The 15,914-nt window shown below is 32.6% G+C and carries 15 protein-coding genes; 4 read left to right on the top strand and 11 right to left on the bottom strand.

Annotated features, from left to right (window positions below; all coding sequences use genetic code 11):
* Positions 1 to 351 precede the first annotated feature (351 nt).
* The 8 genes from BTM19_RS04990 to BTM19_RS04955 all read right to left on the bottom strand — a co-directional run bounded on the left by BTM19_RS04990 (position 352) and on the right by BTM19_RS04955 (position 6,700).
* Positions 352 to 1,053, bottom strand: a complete 702-nt coding sequence (locus tag BTM19_RS04990) for a transglycosylase family protein (RefSeq protein WP_029378575.1) — start codon at positions 1,051 to 1,053, stop codon at positions 352 to 354.
* A gap of 406 nt (positions 1,054 to 1,459) precedes the next feature.
* On the bottom strand, positions 1,460 to 2,497 hold the full coding sequence (locus BTM19_RS04985) for a HAMP domain-containing sensor histidine kinase (protein ID WP_029378576.1): 1,038 nt from the start codon (positions 2,495 to 2,497) through the stop codon (positions 1,460 to 1,462).
* The gene (locus BTM19_RS04980; protein WP_029378577.1) at positions 2,498 to 3,181 is read right to left on the bottom strand and encodes a response regulator transcription factor; all 684 of its coding nucleotides are present in this window, start codon (positions 3,179 to 3,181) and stop codon (positions 2,498 to 2,500) included.
* On the bottom strand, positions 3,156 to 3,608 hold the full coding sequence (locus BTM19_RS04975) for a DoxX family protein (protein ID WP_225486929.1): 453 nt from the start codon (positions 3,606 to 3,608) through the stop codon (positions 3,156 to 3,158). The genes BTM19_RS04980 and BTM19_RS04975 overlap by 26 nt, the downstream gene beginning before the upstream one ends.
* An 84-nt stretch (positions 3,609 to 3,692) precedes the next feature.
* Positions 3,693 to 4,136 (bottom strand): DM13 domain-containing protein, encoded by a 444-nt coding sequence (locus BTM19_RS04970; RefSeq protein ID WP_029378579.1) that lies wholly within the window; start codon positions 4,134 to 4,136, stop codon positions 3,693 to 3,695.
* Between the two features lie 338 nt (positions 4,137 to 4,474).
* Positions 4,475 to 4,984, bottom strand: a complete 510-nt coding sequence (locus BTM19_RS04965; RefSeq protein WP_029378580.1) for a YfiT family bacillithiol transferase — start codon at positions 4,982 to 4,984, stop codon at positions 4,475 to 4,477.
* An 89-nt stretch (positions 4,985 to 5,073) separates the two neighbouring features.
* The gene (locus BTM19_RS04960) at positions 5,074 to 5,517 is read right to left on the bottom strand and encodes a VOC family protein (protein ID WP_029378581.1); all 444 of its coding nucleotides are present in this window, start codon (positions 5,515 to 5,517) and stop codon (positions 5,074 to 5,076) included.
* 109 nt (positions 5,518 to 5,626) lie between these two features.
* On the bottom strand, positions 5,627 to 6,700 hold the full coding sequence (locus BTM19_RS04955) for a M20 family metallopeptidase (protein WP_038679271.1): 1,074 nt from the start codon (positions 6,698 to 6,700) through the stop codon (positions 5,627 to 5,629).
* Between the two features lie 223 nt (positions 6,701 to 6,923).
* Between BTM19_RS04955 and BTM19_RS04950 the strand changes: the two genes are divergently transcribed.
* Genes BTM19_RS04950 through BTM19_RS04940 form a run of 3 tightly spaced genes read left to right on the top strand, consistent with a single transcriptional unit; the run spans position 6,924 to position 10,582 of the window.
* Positions 6,924 to 8,372: an NAD-dependent succinate-semialdehyde dehydrogenase gene (locus BTM19_RS04950; RefSeq protein WP_029378583.1), complete on the top strand. Its 1,449-nt coding sequence runs from the start codon at positions 6,924 to 6,926 to the stop codon at positions 8,370 to 8,372.
* Positions 8,373 to 8,385: 13 nt separating this feature from the next.
* Positions 8,386 to 9,777, top strand: coding sequence for a glutamine synthetase family protein (locus BTM19_RS04945; RefSeq protein WP_029378584.1), 1,392 nt, complete (start codon positions 8,386 to 8,388; stop codon positions 9,775 to 9,777).
* Positions 9,778 to 9,814: 37 nt separating this feature from the next.
* The gene (locus BTM19_RS04940) at positions 9,815 to 10,582 is read left to right on the top strand and encodes an SDR family NAD(P)-dependent oxidoreductase (RefSeq protein ID WP_029378585.1); all 768 of its coding nucleotides are present in this window, start codon (positions 9,815 to 9,817) and stop codon (positions 10,580 to 10,582) included.
* Between the two features lie 312 nt (positions 10,583 to 10,894).
* On the opposite strand, the gene eutH is transcribed toward BTM19_RS04940, so the two are convergent.
* The 3 genes from eutH to BTM19_RS04925 all read right to left on the bottom strand — a co-directional run bounded on the left by eutH (position 10,895) and on the right by BTM19_RS04925 (position 14,217).
* Positions 10,895 to 12,133, bottom strand: a complete 1,239-nt coding sequence (gene eutH, locus BTM19_RS04935) for an ethanolamine utilization protein EutH (protein WP_038679273.1) — start codon at positions 12,131 to 12,133, stop codon at positions 10,895 to 10,897.
* Positions 12,134 to 12,230: 97 nt separating this feature from the next.
* Complete coding sequence (locus BTM19_RS04930; protein WP_029378587.1) at positions 12,231 to 12,797, bottom strand: ANTAR domain-containing response regulator; 567 nt, start codon at positions 12,795 to 12,797, stop codon at positions 12,231 to 12,233.
* Between the two features lies 1 nt (position 12,798).
* Positions 12,799 to 14,217 carry a sensor histidine kinase gene (locus tag BTM19_RS04925; protein WP_265588639.1) on the bottom strand — a complete coding sequence of 473 codons (1,419 nt, stop codon included), beginning with the start codon at positions 14,215 to 14,217 and terminating at the stop codon, positions 12,799 to 12,801.
* 373 nt (positions 14,218 to 14,590) lie between these two features.
* On the opposite strand from BTM19_RS04925, the gene icaA reads away from it, so the two are divergent.
* Positions 14,591 to 15,820: a poly-beta-1,6 N-acetyl-D-glucosamine synthase IcaA gene (gene icaA / locus BTM19_RS04920; protein WP_099265763.1), complete on the top strand. Its 1,230-nt coding sequence runs from the start codon at positions 14,591 to 14,593 to the stop codon at positions 15,818 to 15,820.
* Positions 15,821 to 15,914: the final 94 nt, after the last annotated feature.

Here is a 15,914-nt window from a genome sequence, read left to right as displayed (position 1 = left end):
CATGCTTGTAATTAGTGTGAAAATAATACCTACATTGCTCTTATTTTTCACACATTTAAAAGAGTAACCTAGAATACATCAATAGCTAAAATATTCCATTTAAGCTATTACAAAATTATATTTATATATGACTACCTAACAAATTATACCTTTATCTAATTTCCAATCTCCAAATGAAAACAATTTTCCATAAAGAATCATCTTATTTCGAACAACCTAAATTATATTAATATTAGATGACTTACTAACTTCACATAAAAGAATTAAGCATAAACAAATAAGAGGCTAGAACATTTATTAATGTCCTAGCCTCTTAAAATTCATATAATTAAAATTTGAACTTCTATTATATTATGCAGTTACCCATTGTGAAGGGCCTACTTCGTTATAAAGTTTAACTGCTGCAGCATCTTGTACTGATTCAGGCGCTTCTGTTGGAGATACACCTTTATATTGAGATGGTGCTACTGAATCCCATGTGCTTTGTAAGAATTGATATTTACCTGCTGCACCTGATGATGGGTTAACAGCTTTTAAGTCGCCGCCTGATTCACGTTGCGCGATTGCTTGTAAATGAGAGTTAACATTTACTGATGAACCTTCTGAAGCTTCACTTGAGCTTGATTCATTTGAAGTAGTTGAAGCTTGTTCAGTTGTTTCTTGTTTTGGTTGCTGAGTTTGCTCAGTTTGTGGAGCAGCTTGTTGAGCTGGTTGCTCAGTTGATGCTTGCTCTGTTTGTTGTGGTTGAGTTTGTTGAGTTGGTTGCTCAGCTTGTGCTGGTTGCTCTGCTGAAGCATTACCTTGTCCATAGCTCCAAGTCCAATATTGGCCGTCTGATTGGAAGCTATAGTCTAAATTATTATAATTAAAGTTAATGTTATAAGCACCTTCTTGTACTGGCGCTTCGTTTAATGATTCTGGATTAGTTTGTGCTTGTTGAGCTAATTGTGCTTTATCTACACCTTGCTCTGAAGCGTCTGCTGAATTTCCTGCTGCTAATCCTGTTACACCTAATCCTACTGCTAATGTTGATGCTACTACTGTTTTTTTCATTATTAATAATCCTCCCAGAAGATAATTTTCGTTTTTATTTTTAAAATTGTTATTGAATTTCAATTATCTAACACAGAGATAATTTACTGCTTCAATTAATTCACAAATAGTACTATAACATCCATAAAACTCTTGTAGGTTACAATGAAATTAAAATAAACGACCTCTTTTTTACATCCCAATTACATACAATCTAGTTATTTTTATTACAAAATCCTTTTTGAAAACTGTCATGAAAGTTCCTATAGTTTATCTACCAATTTGTGTCTTTGTAACATTAATGTAATAAGTGCGAAAACTTCACTCTTTTACTGCTAATTATTGACTTATATTTGAACAAACGTAATAAAAGGTACATTAATTTGGATTATCCAAACAACATACCTTTATACAATAATCATATGAATTAAACTGTTAAATTTCTCGGGAAATATACTGTCATTGTCGTACCTTGTCCAAATGTACTATCAACAGAAATTTCACCACCTATTTGTTTGGCTAACGTCGATGCAATATACAACCCTAATCCAGACCCTCCAGTTTTTTTATTTCTTGAGTTATCTACTCTATAAGTTCTATCAAAAATATATCTTAAATGTTGTTGCTTTATACCTATACCTTCATCTTTCACTGAAATGCCTAACATGTTACCTTCATGCTCAAATACAGTAATTGCCACTACTTTATCAGTATCTGAAAATTTCAATGCGTTATCTATAAAGTTCGTAACAATGCGTTCCAATGCAATCTTATCTTGGTAGAAAGACTTTATATTAGGTGGTATATTAACTTCTAATTGTCTCTTGTCTTTTTTCAAACATTGTTGATATGACTCCAAAATAGGCATCAATAATTGATCAATATTTATGCGCGTATTAGAGCGTTTATTATTTACAGACATGACATCTGTTAAGTCATCAAACATTTGATTTAAACGGTCTGCTTGTCTAATAAGTACTTGATAAGCGTCTTGCTTAGCTAATTCAGTATGAATCATGCCATCATTAAGTCCTTCTGAATATGACTTAATACTAGCTAACGGTGTTTTTAGATCATGCGCTAAATTCTGAACCATAGCTAATTTTTCATCTTGTTCTGCTTTAATTTGAGTCATTTGGTTGTCGATTCTTATAGTCATTTGGTTAAAGGCATCACTTAATTCTTTTAATTCTTTCGGTGATTGTATATTTAAATCCTCTACTTTATAATTCCCTTTGGCAATTTGGTCAGTACAATCATTTAATCTCTCAATTTTATGAATCGTTGGGACAGAGAAGAATATCGCTATAGCCATCGTCATCATGCTTGATACAAAAGAGCAAAGTGTAAGTAATATAGTTTGATGAACATCGAACCACATTAATTTGTATAATATAAAAACCAAAAGTGTCGTTATAAATAATGACCCCATAAATGAATAAATTAATTGTTTACGAATTGTCATTTAAACACTCCTTTGAAACTTATAACCGAGTCCCCAAACTGTTGAAATTGTATATTCATTAAACCGATTATTTTCCAATTTCTCTCTAATACGATGAACGTGAACATTAAGTGAATTAACATCTTCGTAAAATTCATATCCCCAAACTTCTTCTATTAATGAGGTTTTTGAAATAGCTTCATCTTCATGTGTCATAAAATACCAAAGTAACTCAAACTCTTTAATGCGAAATGGTACAGCTTCACCATTAATTTCTACTGTTTTAGTCACATTATTCAATTTAAGATCACCACAACTGATAACTTCATGTTTTTTAGGTTTTGTTGCTAATCTATCCAATAAATTTTTCGCTCGTATCACAAGTTCTCTTGGGCTAAATGGTTTTTTCACATAATCATCCGCGCCTAACATTAGTCCAAAAATTGTATCTGACTCACTTGTTTTAGCCGTTAAATAAATGTATGGAATATCCAATTGTTGTGCTTTCATTTCTTTGACCACGTCATAGCCATCCACTTCAGGCATCATAATGTCTAACACCATTAAATCTATAGATTCATCTAAGAACCCAAGTGCTTCTTTACCATTTTCGGCAAGGGTTACTTGATAACCCTCAAATTCAAAGTAGGTTTTACAGATTTCTCTGATATCTTTTTCATCATCCGCTATAAGTATGTGGGGCATTTTCATCATTCCTTAATTGTTTTCTTTTTATAAAATGATTTAAGCTTATTGAATTTATTATCTCTTTATTCATTAATATAATTATAAAGAAAAACAATTGAATTGGGTATGTGAAAATCATATCTGCAAGAATATAATTTAACATTATAAAAACACCAAAAAAGCTTGCTGTATATGAAAGCACACCAAGAATCAAACTAAGCCCTATAGCAATCTCTCCAAGTTGCACCATCCATTTAAATATCTCTAGATGATTCGCCACAACTGCTTCAAAGAAAAATTTAAACCAAGCTGGGGAATCCTGGTTTTCTTTAATTACTGATACTAAACCATCTATCGCGAAACCACCTGTTAATTTTTCATAGCCTTGAAATAGCATATAAAAACCAGACCCTAATCGAATGATTAGCAATATAATTTTCGATATCATCTCATTAATCCACTCCTTGATAATATAGTGTGGATTGACCTAACCTATAATCTAGAAGTCAATCCACAAATCAATTAATTATTATTTTAGTTCTGCTGAACCAAAGGTTACATGAGCTTTGTCGCAGTATATTGTTACGGTGTTATATTCATCGGTATTTATGCCTTTTAAATCAAATGTTTGCTCTGATTTATCATAATCAACTTTATCTATTTTCTTTCCTTTTTTAATATCGCCATCTTTAGTGAGATATACATGTAAATCTGGTCCTTTAGATGATTTGAAATCTTTTAACATCAGTTTATTATCATGAATCATTGCCTTACCTTCTACTTTTTCTTTATTTTCTCCTTTAAACATACCTTCTGTCATATTTTTACTTTCACTCATGTCTTTGTTATCCATTTTTGTCTCGGATTTAGTTTCTTCTTTCATATCTTCTTTCTTAGTGTTCATATTATTACATGCTCCTAGCAATAATGATGTCGCTACCGTTCCTGAAATAAATAATGTTTTAATGTTCATAATATATACCTACTTTCAATTTATTTTTTTCATATCTTTATAATACTGAGAAGATATATTATTTAACATTAACTGATTATTAACGTTTCTTAACTCATTCTTAAATATAAAAAATTCCAATTAAGATTTAAATAACATCATAAGTATCTATATTTCTAATAAATTAAGTAAAAACCATTTATATCTAATCGTGTTCAAACAAATGCACACAAAAAAGCTACGAAATCAACTTTGCTAATTGATTCCGTAGCGCTTTTTCATGCTAAATGTAACAATATTAAAAACTAAGTAATAGCTAGTTTATCCACCGATAATCAGCTTAAAATTAAAAGTGATATTTATCTCGATAATGCAATTTCAATATGGGCTAAATGATGGTTTTCATGCCATGCCAATTTAGCTAATTTTGTAGCAACTGTGATTTCTCCGCTATCTTTAAGGGTGAATTTACGTTCTAATTGATCTTTATCAATATGATTCCCTAATGCTACAATACGGGCATTAATCCCCTCTAACATTTGCAGAGAATATTCGATAGGAGCTAAACTATCTTCTAATTCTACCCATTCTTCTTGATTAAATGGTGGGACGGTTGGATTATTATCTGTTAATGCTAATTTCAACCTTTGATACATATTGAGTTGTGAGTCCGCAATATGGTGGACTAATTGACGTACATTCCAACTTCCATTACGATACGTTTTATTTAATTCTTCTTCTGTGATATTTTCAACTACATCTCTTAAACGTCGTGTATAATTGTCGATTTCTGCTAGCCATTTTTGAACATCATCCAATGTTACATTTTCAGGCGTGTCTAATTTACCAATTGGAAACCTTACATCCATATTAAATCACCTAATCATTAGTTATTTTTTCGATTGTGACTGTTATATCATTGCTATCACCAATAGTTGTATTACCAAATATCATAAATTTAATCAGGAATAATCAGCATATTTTGTTCATCAAATTCCCACATATCGCCATATGCGACTTCCCAATAGTAACCATTGATATCTGTAAAATAACCACCATAACCACCCCACTCTAATGCTTGGGCTGGTTTAACAACTGTTGCGCCAAATGTCTCAACTTGCTCTAAAATTGAATCAACTTCCTCTTTAGATTTGGCATTGTAAGCTAAAGTAATACCTATAAAACCACCTGTAGCTATGGTAGGAGGACTTTCTGCATTTATATCTTTTGCTAATTCTTCAACAGGGAAAATTTCTAATTTTGTACCGTCATTATTAAAAAACACGATTGCTAAATTGTCATCTGTTACCTCGGCAGTTGTTTTAAAACCAATATTTTTATAAAACTGGAGCGATGCCTTCAAATCTTTAACACCTAATGTGATTAAATTAATTCTATTCATTAAATCTCCTCATTCATTATTGGAATTGAATTGCATATTATTTCCAAGGTTATAATTAATTTTTGTTATAGTAATCCTTTACCCTCATGATGAATGAGTTATTCTTTTTTTAATGAGCAAAATTCTTACTAAATGAAATAATAATATCTTTATATGTCTCTAAAGACTCAATAACTGCATACTCACCATCACCATGCCATTCCCCACCTGATGGACCGAATTCAATGGCCGGGACATCATACCTTGAAAAATATCTTGTATCTGCAAAACCATGTTGCCCGAACACATCAACATGCTCTTTATTTCCAACCTTTTTAATATGTTGTATCAAATTTTGGATATAAGGATTGGTTATTTCATTTTTAACGCTTGAACCAGTCAAATTCAAAGTAATTTCACCATCAGTAATCTCTTTAATTTGCGCTAAAATATCTTCTTTATCTTGGTTGGGTAAATAGCGAATATCAAATGAAATCAAACATTCATCAGGCACTTTATTGTATACTTCGCCACCTTTAATCTTGGCAAGGTTAATTGAAGGTGACTCAAATATATCTGTAGACTCTTTAGCAAAGGGCAAATCAAGTATCTTATGATAAACATCCATCGCTTTAGCAATTGCATTTTCCCCTTCCCAAGGCCTACTACCATGAGCTGTTTTCCCTTTTAATTGAATATCAAATTGCAAAATACCTTTAGCTTGAAAGCCAATTCCTATTTGTGTTGGTTCAGCGCAAATTACAAAATCCCCTAAATAACCTTGATCTGTTAAATATGAAGCACAATTATATCCTCCAATTTCTTCGTCCGTTACCAATTGAAGTTGAACACATACATCTCCTAAGTCAATATTATTCAAATCACGCATCGCTACCATAAATGAAGCGACGCCTGCTTTCATATCTGCCGAACCTCGCCCATAAATCTTGCCGTCTTCAATTTGTGGTGTGAATTGGTGCTTCTTACCACTAACAACATCAACATGACCATTTAATACAAGTTTTTTATTGCCTTCTCCTACGTTACAAACAAGCATCTTATAACCATTATTTATTATTATTTCTGACGCCAAACCTTCTTTTTGTAACCAATCCGCACAATAATCTATCGTTTCGTTTGCAGTGTGTTGACTAGAGCTATCAAATTGAATCAAATGTTCTAATAAATCTAATGTATCTTGCATAAACCATACCCCCTGCCTTTAATTGTGAAAAAGTATAATATATTATCTGAATATTGACAAGATTTAAAAATTTTAGTAATCTTTGTTTATATCAATATATAAAAGAAACAAGTAATATTATTTTGAATTTTCACAAGTAAATATAAATTAAGCAAAGGCGCTTATATCACAATCCCGTTGATTGTGTATATAAGCGCCTTTTTGCATGTTAAGGGGCGATTTTATGACACGAAATTTAAATTACAATTGGATAAATGGTGAGCAAATTCAAACTGAAAAAACTTTATCAGTTGTCGATCCTGCAAGTGGTAAAACTATTGGAGAAGTTCCTAGTGTAGATGGTCCGATCGTTCAAAAAGCAATTGATAGCGCTGCTAATGCTTTTGAAAGTTGGTCTAATTATACAGCTGAAACTAGACAAGCATTTTTAGAAAAGTGGGCAGTGAACTTACTTAATAAACAGGAAGAACTTGCAACTATTATGAGTGAAGAACAAGGCAAACCATATAACGAAGCATTTGGTGAGATTGGTGTTTGTGCTAAGTTCATTCGCTGGTTTGCCGAAGAAGGCAAGCGTATATATGGGGAAATCATTCCACCATCATCTGAAAACCAACGTATTTCAGTAATTAAGCAACCCGTAGGTGTTTGTGGTCTAATTACACCTTGGAACTTCCCAGGTGCAATGGTTGCACGTAAAGTTGCACCAGCACTAGCTGCAGGATGTACAGTTATTGTTAAACCGTCTAGTGAGACACCTAGAATTGCGATTGCTATTTTTGAAGAATTAATAGCTACTGGCATCGATAAAGGCGTTGCTAATATTGTTACAGGTAGCTCTTCATTAATATCTGACAAACTATTTAACGATAAACGCGTTAAAAAAATGTCCTTCACTGGTTCTACTAAAATTGGAAAAACCTTAATGAGTGAGGCCTCCAAACAAATAAAACGTATTTCTCTAGAACTTGGAGGTAACGCACCTGCAATCGTATTACCTGACGCCGATTTAGATAACGCAGCTGACGCTATAGTCGATAATAAATTTGAGAATAGTGGTCAAATGTGTAATGGAATTAACGTCATACTCGTACACAAAGATATCGAATCAGAGATTACCCAAAAAATCATTAGTAGAGTTAATAAGCTAAAAGTAGCTCCTGGCAATGAATCCGGTGCACAAGTTGGTCCATTAATTAACCAACAAGCCATTGAAAAAGTTGAAAAATTAGTAGCAGAATCCCAAGAAAATGGTGCAACTATTAAAACAGGTGGGCACAAAGCTGATATAGCAGGCTCTGAACTTTTTTATCAACCTACAGTTATAACTGATGTCACGCCAACTATGTCGATTGCTCAAGAAGAAATCTTTGGACCAGTAGCACCAATTATTACTTTTGAATCTACTAAAGAAGCAATAGAAATAGCAAATGCCTCACCTTATGGACTAGCTGCTTACTTTTTCTCTAATAATATCAACACAGTATATCAAATTAGTGAACAATTAGAGTTTGGAATGATTGGCGTTAACGGAACTCAATTAAGTGTACCTCAAGCACCATTTGGCGGTATTAAAGAAAGCGGGATGGGACGCGAAGGCAGTCACTTCGGCCTAGATGGCTTCCTAGAATTAAAATATATTTCACTATCTTTATTTAAACAAAATAGCTAAGGGGATGTCACATATGCAAAACAAAAATAGAGTAACTGGAAATATAACAAAAGATAAATTAATTGAATTAGTCAAATCAGATGAAATTGACACTATCATCATGGGATTTTGTGATATGCAAGGAAGACTCATGGGTAAGCGAATTACAGGAGACTTTATTTTAGAAAATGATATTTCAGAAGGCACACATTTTTGTAACTACTTACTAGGTACAAATTTTGAAATGGATACAAATGAAAACTTTGAATTTATGAATTGGAATAAAGGCTATGGCGACTATTTAGCAGTACCTGATTTAGATACGTTAAAAGTTGTGCCGTGGTTAGAAAAAACTGCCATGGTCTTTTGTGATGTTTACTCCGTAGACGGTAGTGAGCCTATATGTATTGCACCAAGAAATATATTAAAACACCAAATCCAAAAGGCTGAATCACATGGTTTATCACCACATATGGCTAGTGAATTAGAATTCTACTTATTTAATAATTCTTTCGAAGAAATTTCAAAGCAAGGTTACAATAATTTGGAAGCTGCTGGACATTTAAATGAAGATTACAATTTACTACAAGGCAGTAAAAACGAGCCTATTTATCAAGAAATAAGACACCAAATGCATCTTATGGGAATTACTGTTGAATCTTCAAAAGGTGAGGCCTACAAAGGGCAGCATGAAATCAATTTAAAATATTCGGATGCTTTAAATGCTGCAGATCAACACATCATGTTCAAACATGGAATGAAAGAAATTTGTATACAAAATGATAAATCCGTAACTTTTATGGCTAAACCTTACGAAGAGTGGACTGGATCAAGTGGTCATATACATCTCAGCATGATGGAAAAAGGAACAAAAACGAATGCCTTCTATGCTGGTGATGACGCAGAAGAACCTAAATCTGAAACTATGCAACATTTCTTAGCTGGCATTTTAAAATATACCAAAGATTTCGCCTTAATGTTTGCACCTTACGTCAATTCATATAAACGTTTCGCACCAAACTCTTGGGCGCCTGTTAGCATAGCATGGAGCAGAGATAATCGTTCAGCAGGTTACCGTGTAGTTGGTGATGGCAATTCATTACGCTTTGAATCACGTATTTCAGGTGCAGATATGAACCCTTACTTAGCATATTCCGCACTTATAGGTGCAGGACTATATGGTATCGATAACAAGATTCCTTTAAGTGACGAATTGGTTGGTAATGCCTACGAACAAGATAGTATCACTCGAATTCCATCGTCATTACATGAAGCTATTTTGCAATGGAGAAATAGTGAAGTTGTCACAGAAGTATTAGGTAAAGATGTCGCAAATCACTATTTAGAAGCAGCACAATCAGAGCAAAATGATTTCGACTCTTACGTTACGACTTGGGAACGTTCACGTTATTTCGAACAGAGCTAATACAATACTGAACTATTATTATAAGGAGGAACAATTTATGAGACTAAAAGATAAAGTATGTATTATTACCGGCGCAGGTGGCGGTATGGGGAAAATTGCAGCACAAACCTTTGCCAATGAAGGTGCTAAAGTTGCGGTCTTTGAAAGAGATGAGCAAGCTGGACTTGAAACTGTGCAATTAATTAAAGACAATGGTGGCGAAGCCTCCTTGTTCAAAGTAGATATTGCAAACGAAGAGAATGTTAAAAATGCAGTTGCAGAGACTGTTCAATCTTATGGAAAAATTGATGTACTATATAACAATGCCGGTGTTATGCCTGAAGCGGATAATTCTGTAGTAAATACAAGTGAAGATGTCTGGGACTTAGTCATGAATATCAATGTTAAAGGAATTTTCTTTATGACAAAATATGTAATTCCTGAAATGGAGAAACATAATTCTGGTTCTATTATTAATATTGCATCATTTGTCGCTGAAATGGGTTGTTCTGTACCACAAGATGCCTATACCGCATCAAAAGGCGCTGTTGTTTCTTTAACTAAATCCTTAGCTATACAATTTAGACCTAAAGGTATTAGAACTAACGCAATAAGTCCAGGACCAATCGAAACACCATTACTAATGGAGTGGTTAGTCTCAGATGAAGATGCTAAAAATACTAGATTAAACAGACAGCCAACTGGCCGCTTCGGTAAACCAGAAGATATTGTAAACTGTGCGTTATATTTGGCGTCAGATGAATCAGATTGGACAAACGGCGCAAACATTAACGTAGATGGCGGTATCACTGCAAACTACTTCTAAGTGATCACACATATATTTAAAAAGCTTTAGAGAATTGTAGCAAAACCTTATATATTTTATGGTCACTTTTAGCACATAATTTAAAAATACACATGCACCAATACTTTAACTTAACTACTAACTTAAATAATTTCATTCAGATTTTCTTAATAAAATATAAATTAATCCCGAGACATTATCAGTCTCGGGATTTTTTAATTCTATGAACAATAATTGATACATCTCATTTTCCATCAACTTTGTACAAATTATATTTGAAACAGTCGTTTTGAATAGTTTAAATACTGAATTTGTAGCCTCGAACTATTACTATTACTTATTTTCTAAATATTCATTTTCGCCAATAATGCCTGCACGTCTATCAATTTCTTCTAATTTTTTCGCTTTTGGAATACATAATATATATGCAAATATAATCGCAATAATACCTGCACTCAACTTACCAATCATTACAGCAGGTATCAGTGTAGGCTGAAAATTTGCTGTATAAGAAAGATGATCACCTAATAAGAATGCTGAACATACACCAAATGCAATATTGAGCACCTTATCTTTCGGAGGCATATCCCTTACAAGTTTAAGCATTGCTAAAATGTTCGCAATTGTTGCAATAAAACCTGCGCTCCCTACCTCACTTAGCCCTACTTTACTTCCAACTTTGTGTAACCCCGTAGAAAAGTATTTACGAATTAAATATACCATTGGAAAAGCACCTGATAACATAATAGCTATATTACCTGCATTTTCTAATGCTCTAAAATTATCGTGCTTGTCAGCCATAATTGGATCAAATCCCCAACTACCAAATATAGTGGTAAACAAACCTGTAAATATTTCCACTACAGAAAAGACAAATACTAATTTAATACATGTATCTAGAACCTTACCAAAAACAATAAATATCTTAATCATAATGTCGGAAAAGAAATACAACCCTATTGCTGTGATTAACACAAATATAATTAATGGTAAAAGATTGATAAATACCGTAGACATGCTAATTTGAAATATATGTGTTGCAGCACTTGTTGTATCAATGACTGTTCTAACTTTTGTATGGCTTAATAGGATTATTACCGTGGAAATAAAAACGCCAAATGGTATAGCCAATAACCCTGACAATATTCCTAACGCCATATACTTATGATCTCGTTTATCCAGCATTGGCAACCCTAGTGGTATTGTAAACACAATGGTAGCCCCCGCCATAAAACCAACAATCATCGCCATTATCCATCCTTCATAACTTTGCTTTAAAACATCTGCAAGTTGATATCCTCCCATATCTGTTGCAAGTATAGAAGTAGCTGCGATTGCTGGATCAGCACCAATCTTGTCAAATAGCGGTCCAAAAACTTGTTCTATGAATTTTGAAATAAAAGGAATTGATGCCATGATACCTGCTGAATTAGCAAAAATAGGTCCAATAGTATAAATCCCTTCCATAAACTCTTTACCTATACCTTTATCTGCATTACGAATCGCACCAAATGCACCTAAAACTGCGCACGCCATAATAATATAAATAATTACCGTTCCAATATGTTCCATAATGATTCCCCCATTGTTAAAGGCTATAAAAAAACAAAAAAGTGCCTATTTGATTAATTCAAATAAGCACCTTTGCTTTTTATATTCACTTGTTTTGTTATCTCAATTTTTCTATGATTTTCGAAGCTTCAATTTCAATACCCACTTGCTCATCCATACTCTTTCGCCTGAGTTTCTGATAAGCTGCTTCTTCCGTTAAATTTAATTGCTTCATCAATATGCCTTTTGCTTTTTCAACAAGTTTCCTATCGTTCATTTGTTTTTTAGTATGATCCACTTCATATCTTAATTCAGCAATATTTTGAGCTTGCCTCATTGCAATCTCAACAGCTGGTAATAATTGCGCTTCGGAAATAGGTTTCACAATATAGCCCACTATATTAGCTTGTTTCGCCTCTTCTACATATTCACAATGACTATATGCCGTCAGTAACAATATTGGGATATTGTATTTTTTCGAAATAATTTTGCTTGCTTTTAAACCATCCATTTTTGGCATTTTAATATCCATAATGATTAAATCTGGTCGAAACTTATCAGTAACTTCTAATGCTTTTTCTCCATTACCGACTTCAGCAACTACATTATAATTAGCTTCTTCTAACATTTCTACGATATCCATCCTAACGATTGACTCGTCTTCAACAACTATAATAGATGTCATATTAATTCTCCCCTTTGTATTGAAACTCCACTCTCGCAATCGTTCCAACACTGTTACGTTCAATTTTAAAAGTCCCGTCCAAGTCATTTTCCGTAATTGTGTTTACAATTTTCAAACCAAATGATTGTTTGAATTCACACACAGTCTTTCCCGTGTCTTGTACATTTAAATTAATTAATTCAGATTGAGCATTATACGATAGACAAACAGTAATTACCCCTTCTGTTTGTCCATTAAATGCATGTGTTAAGCAATTCGTTATAAGTTCATTTGCAATTAATGCGATAGACACTGCTATATTTGAAATTAAGTGGATATTTTCATCTGTTTTATAATTAATATGTATCTTTTTATTAGGAGTTTCGTTATAAACTATCATATTCCCAATTTTTTTAATTAATTTATCAATATTCACAGAATCTGTAGATGATTCATCTAGTATAACTTCGTAAACAGATGCGATACTTAAAATTCTGTTAAGACTTTCTTGGAAATACTTTTCACTTCCATTGGGTAAACCTCGTCTCATCTGTAAACGCAATAAACTGGCAACAGTCTGCAAATTATTTTTCACACGATGATGAATTTCGCCTATAGCAACTGATTTAGATATTAATGCACGTTCTTTTTCTTTTAAATCTGTAATATCTTTTAACAGAATTAAATGACCGGTCATCACACCATCTTCAAGCAACTGTATACATTTAATTTGAAAATAATGCCCCTGTAGCGCACGCTCTTCAATTGTGATAACTCGTCCATCTGTCAGCATATTTTCGATAGATGGAAACAACTCTATGAAATTCAAACCTGCTTCACAGTCCAAATGTAAAAGCTCACTTACCATTGCTTCTCCTGCTAAATTAAAATAACGTATGTTCAAATCATTATCTAAATCAAACAAGCTTTCTTCAATCATGTCTGGTACAAAAATTGGATTATTCTCCGAATTCGATACCAAATCACTTAGAGTACTAGTTGCTTGTGTTAATGCTTTCAATCTTTTTTCTTCCATAATTTTATTACTGACGTCTATTTCCATTATTAGAATACCAATAATTTCATTAGCTAATTTAATTGGCGTAGCGCTCTGCTCTACAACTTTACCTTCTTGTGAAATTGCCCGATGTTGTGCAAATTCACTACCTGAAAGCACTTCAAATACAGCAGGCTCAAACTTTTCATAAACATTAGCTTCTACTACAGATCCTTGATACAAACTTTTACAATTCACCGGAACTGCTTCTGCAACAACAATAACTTCACCATGCTCTTCTATTGGGCAATCAATAAAAACATTTGCCTGATTCAAATTGGCAATCATTTGTAATTGTCCTGATACCTCAGAAATTTTATTTATTGCTGCCTCTGACAACATTGTCCTTGCTTTACATCTTATACTTACTTCATCGATATGCATCATTCCAAACATATTTATGTGAATATTTAGATTTTTATATTCATTTACTATTATGAAATTTTGTCAAAAATATGTCAATTCAAAACGCAATAATTCAAAATTTTATAGTAATTTCACACTATCATGGCAAGTACACCTAAAAATGATCACTTACATTTATTTATTTTTAAGATAAATTATATTTCTATTTATAGAAATATAATTTTGTCAAATTTTATTCAAAATTACTATACATGCCATCATAAAGGTTTCGCACGATTAGATTAATGACAATTAATAATTACTTAATTTTTAAAAAAATAAAATTACAGTTGCATAATTGTGAATAAAGTTATAAGATTTAAACACTAACTAACGGAAGGTAGGTAAAAATTTGAAAATATTTAACTTATTACTAATTTATCCTTTGTTTATGTCTATTTTCTGGATTGTTGGTACACTTTTCTACTCCCTTTCGCATGAACTGCGACTTAAACGTAGACCTAATAAGCAAATTGATGAACAAGGTATTTCTTTTCTAATACCTTGCTATAACGAAGAAGAGACGATTAAAGAAACTATTGAAAATGTTTTACAACTAGAATTTCCTAATAAAGAAGTAATTGTAATTAACGATGGTAGTAGTGACCTCACTGCAAAAGTAGTAAACGAACTAAAAGAATCGCTTAATTTCATCTTTATTGATTTAAAAGAAAATAAAGGGAAAGCAAATGCTTTAAATGAGGGAATCAAGTACGCAACTTATGAATTTATAATGGGAATTGATGCAGATACTGTTATAAATAACGACGCGCCTTATTATATGTTAGATAACTTCCGTAAGAACCCACATTTAGCAGCAGTGACTGGAAATCCTAGGATTAGAAATAAAAGTTCTATATTAGGAAAAATTCAAGCTGTTGAATATGCAAGTATGGTAGGAAGTATTAAAAGAGCTCAATCTATAACTGGTAAAATTAATACAATTTCAGGTGTGTTCACATTATTTAGAAAATCAGCAGTAATCCAAGTGAATAAATGGGACATCGATATGATAACTGAAGATATTGCTATTTCATGGAAATTCCATCTTTCCAAATTGAATATTAAATATGAACCTCGTGCATTATGTTGGATGCTCGTTCCTGAAACTGTAGGTGGTTTATGGAAACAGAGAGTACGATGGGCACAAGGTGGCCAAGAAGTTTTGATACGTGATTTTAAGCGTACACTCAAATCTAAAAATCCAGCATTATATTTATTATTATTTGAGCAAATTTTCTCACTTATATGGGTTTATTTAGTTTTATTTATATTAATGTTGACGCTGATTAACGCAAACTTCTTTGATTACTATTATATGGAATATCAATTTACAATTGTCATACTCTCTGCGCTAATTTTAACGTTTATCAATATAATCCAATTCACTATATCTTTAATTATCGATAGTCGCTACGAAAAGATAAACGTTTTAACTATATTTTTTCTAAGTTGGTATCCAACAATTTACTGGATTATTAACGCGCTTGTAGCAATTATTGCTTTCCCTAAAGCATTGAAGAGGAAGAAAGGAGCGTTTGCAACATGGAGCAGTCCAGACAGGGGCAATATCAAACAGTAAAATCAAAATTAAATGTCATTCGTGAATCTATTATAATATTATTCAGTTTTATATTTTGGTGCTATTGCAGTATTTCATTTGTAGTCATTGGGGG

Origin of the sequence: Staphylococcus xylosus (assembly GCF_002732165.1) — a bacterium.
Lineage (GTDB): Bacteria > Bacillota > Bacilli > Staphylococcales > Staphylococcaceae > Staphylococcus > Staphylococcus xylosus.
The sequence above is the reverse complement of the archived record's forward strand: the minus strand, read 5'-3'. Positions and strand labels throughout refer to the sequence as shown.

Excerpts from the sequence above, each read along its gene's own strand:
- BTM19_RS04945 (WP_029378584.1), top strand. The coding sequence starts at position 8,386 with ATGCAAAACAAAAATAGAGTAACTGGAAATATAACAAAAGATAAATTA.
- BTM19_RS04950 (WP_029378583.1), top strand. The coding sequence starts at position 6,924 with ATGACACGAAATTTAAATTACAATTGGATAAATGGTGAGCAAATTCAA.
- BTM19_RS04970 (WP_029378579.1), bottom strand. The coding sequence starts at position 4,136 with ATGAACATTAAAACATTATTTATTTCAGGAACGGTAGCGACATCATTA.
- BTM19_RS04965 (WP_029378580.1), bottom strand. The coding sequence starts at position 4,984 with ATGGATGTAAGGTTTCCAATTGGTAAATTAGACACGCCTGAAAATGTA.
- BTM19_RS04980 (WP_029378577.1), bottom strand. The coding sequence starts at position 3,181 with ATGCCCCACATACTTATAGCGGATGATGAAAAAGATATCAGAGAAATC.
- eutH (WP_038679273.1), bottom strand. The coding sequence starts at position 12,133 with ATGGAACATATTGGAACGGTAATTATTTATATTATTATGGCGTGCGCA.
- BTM19_RS04955 (WP_038679271.1), bottom strand. The coding sequence starts at position 6,700 with ATGCAAGATACATTAGATTTATTAGAACATTTGATTCAATTTGATAGC.
- BTM19_RS04940 (WP_029378585.1), top strand. The coding sequence starts at position 9,815 with ATGAGACTAAAAGATAAAGTATGTATTATTACCGGCGCAGGTGGCGGT.
- BTM19_RS04960 (WP_029378581.1), bottom strand. The coding sequence starts at position 5,517 with ATGAATAGAATTAATTTAATCACATTAGGTGTTAAAGATTTGAAGGCA.
- BTM19_RS04925 (WP_265588639.1), bottom strand. The coding sequence starts at position 14,217 with ATGCATATCGATGAAGTAAGTATAAGATGTAAAGCAAGGACAATGTTG.
- BTM19_RS04930 (WP_029378587.1), bottom strand. The coding sequence starts at position 12,797 with ATGACATCTATTATAGTTGTTGAAGACGAGTCAATCGTTAGGATGGAT.
- BTM19_RS04990 (WP_029378575.1), bottom strand. The coding sequence starts at position 1,053 with ATGAAAAAAACAGTAGTAGCATCAACATTAGCAGTAGGATTAGGTGTA.
- BTM19_RS04985 (WP_029378576.1), bottom strand. The coding sequence starts at position 2,497 with ATGACAATTCGTAAACAATTAATTTATTCATTTATGGGGTCATTATTT.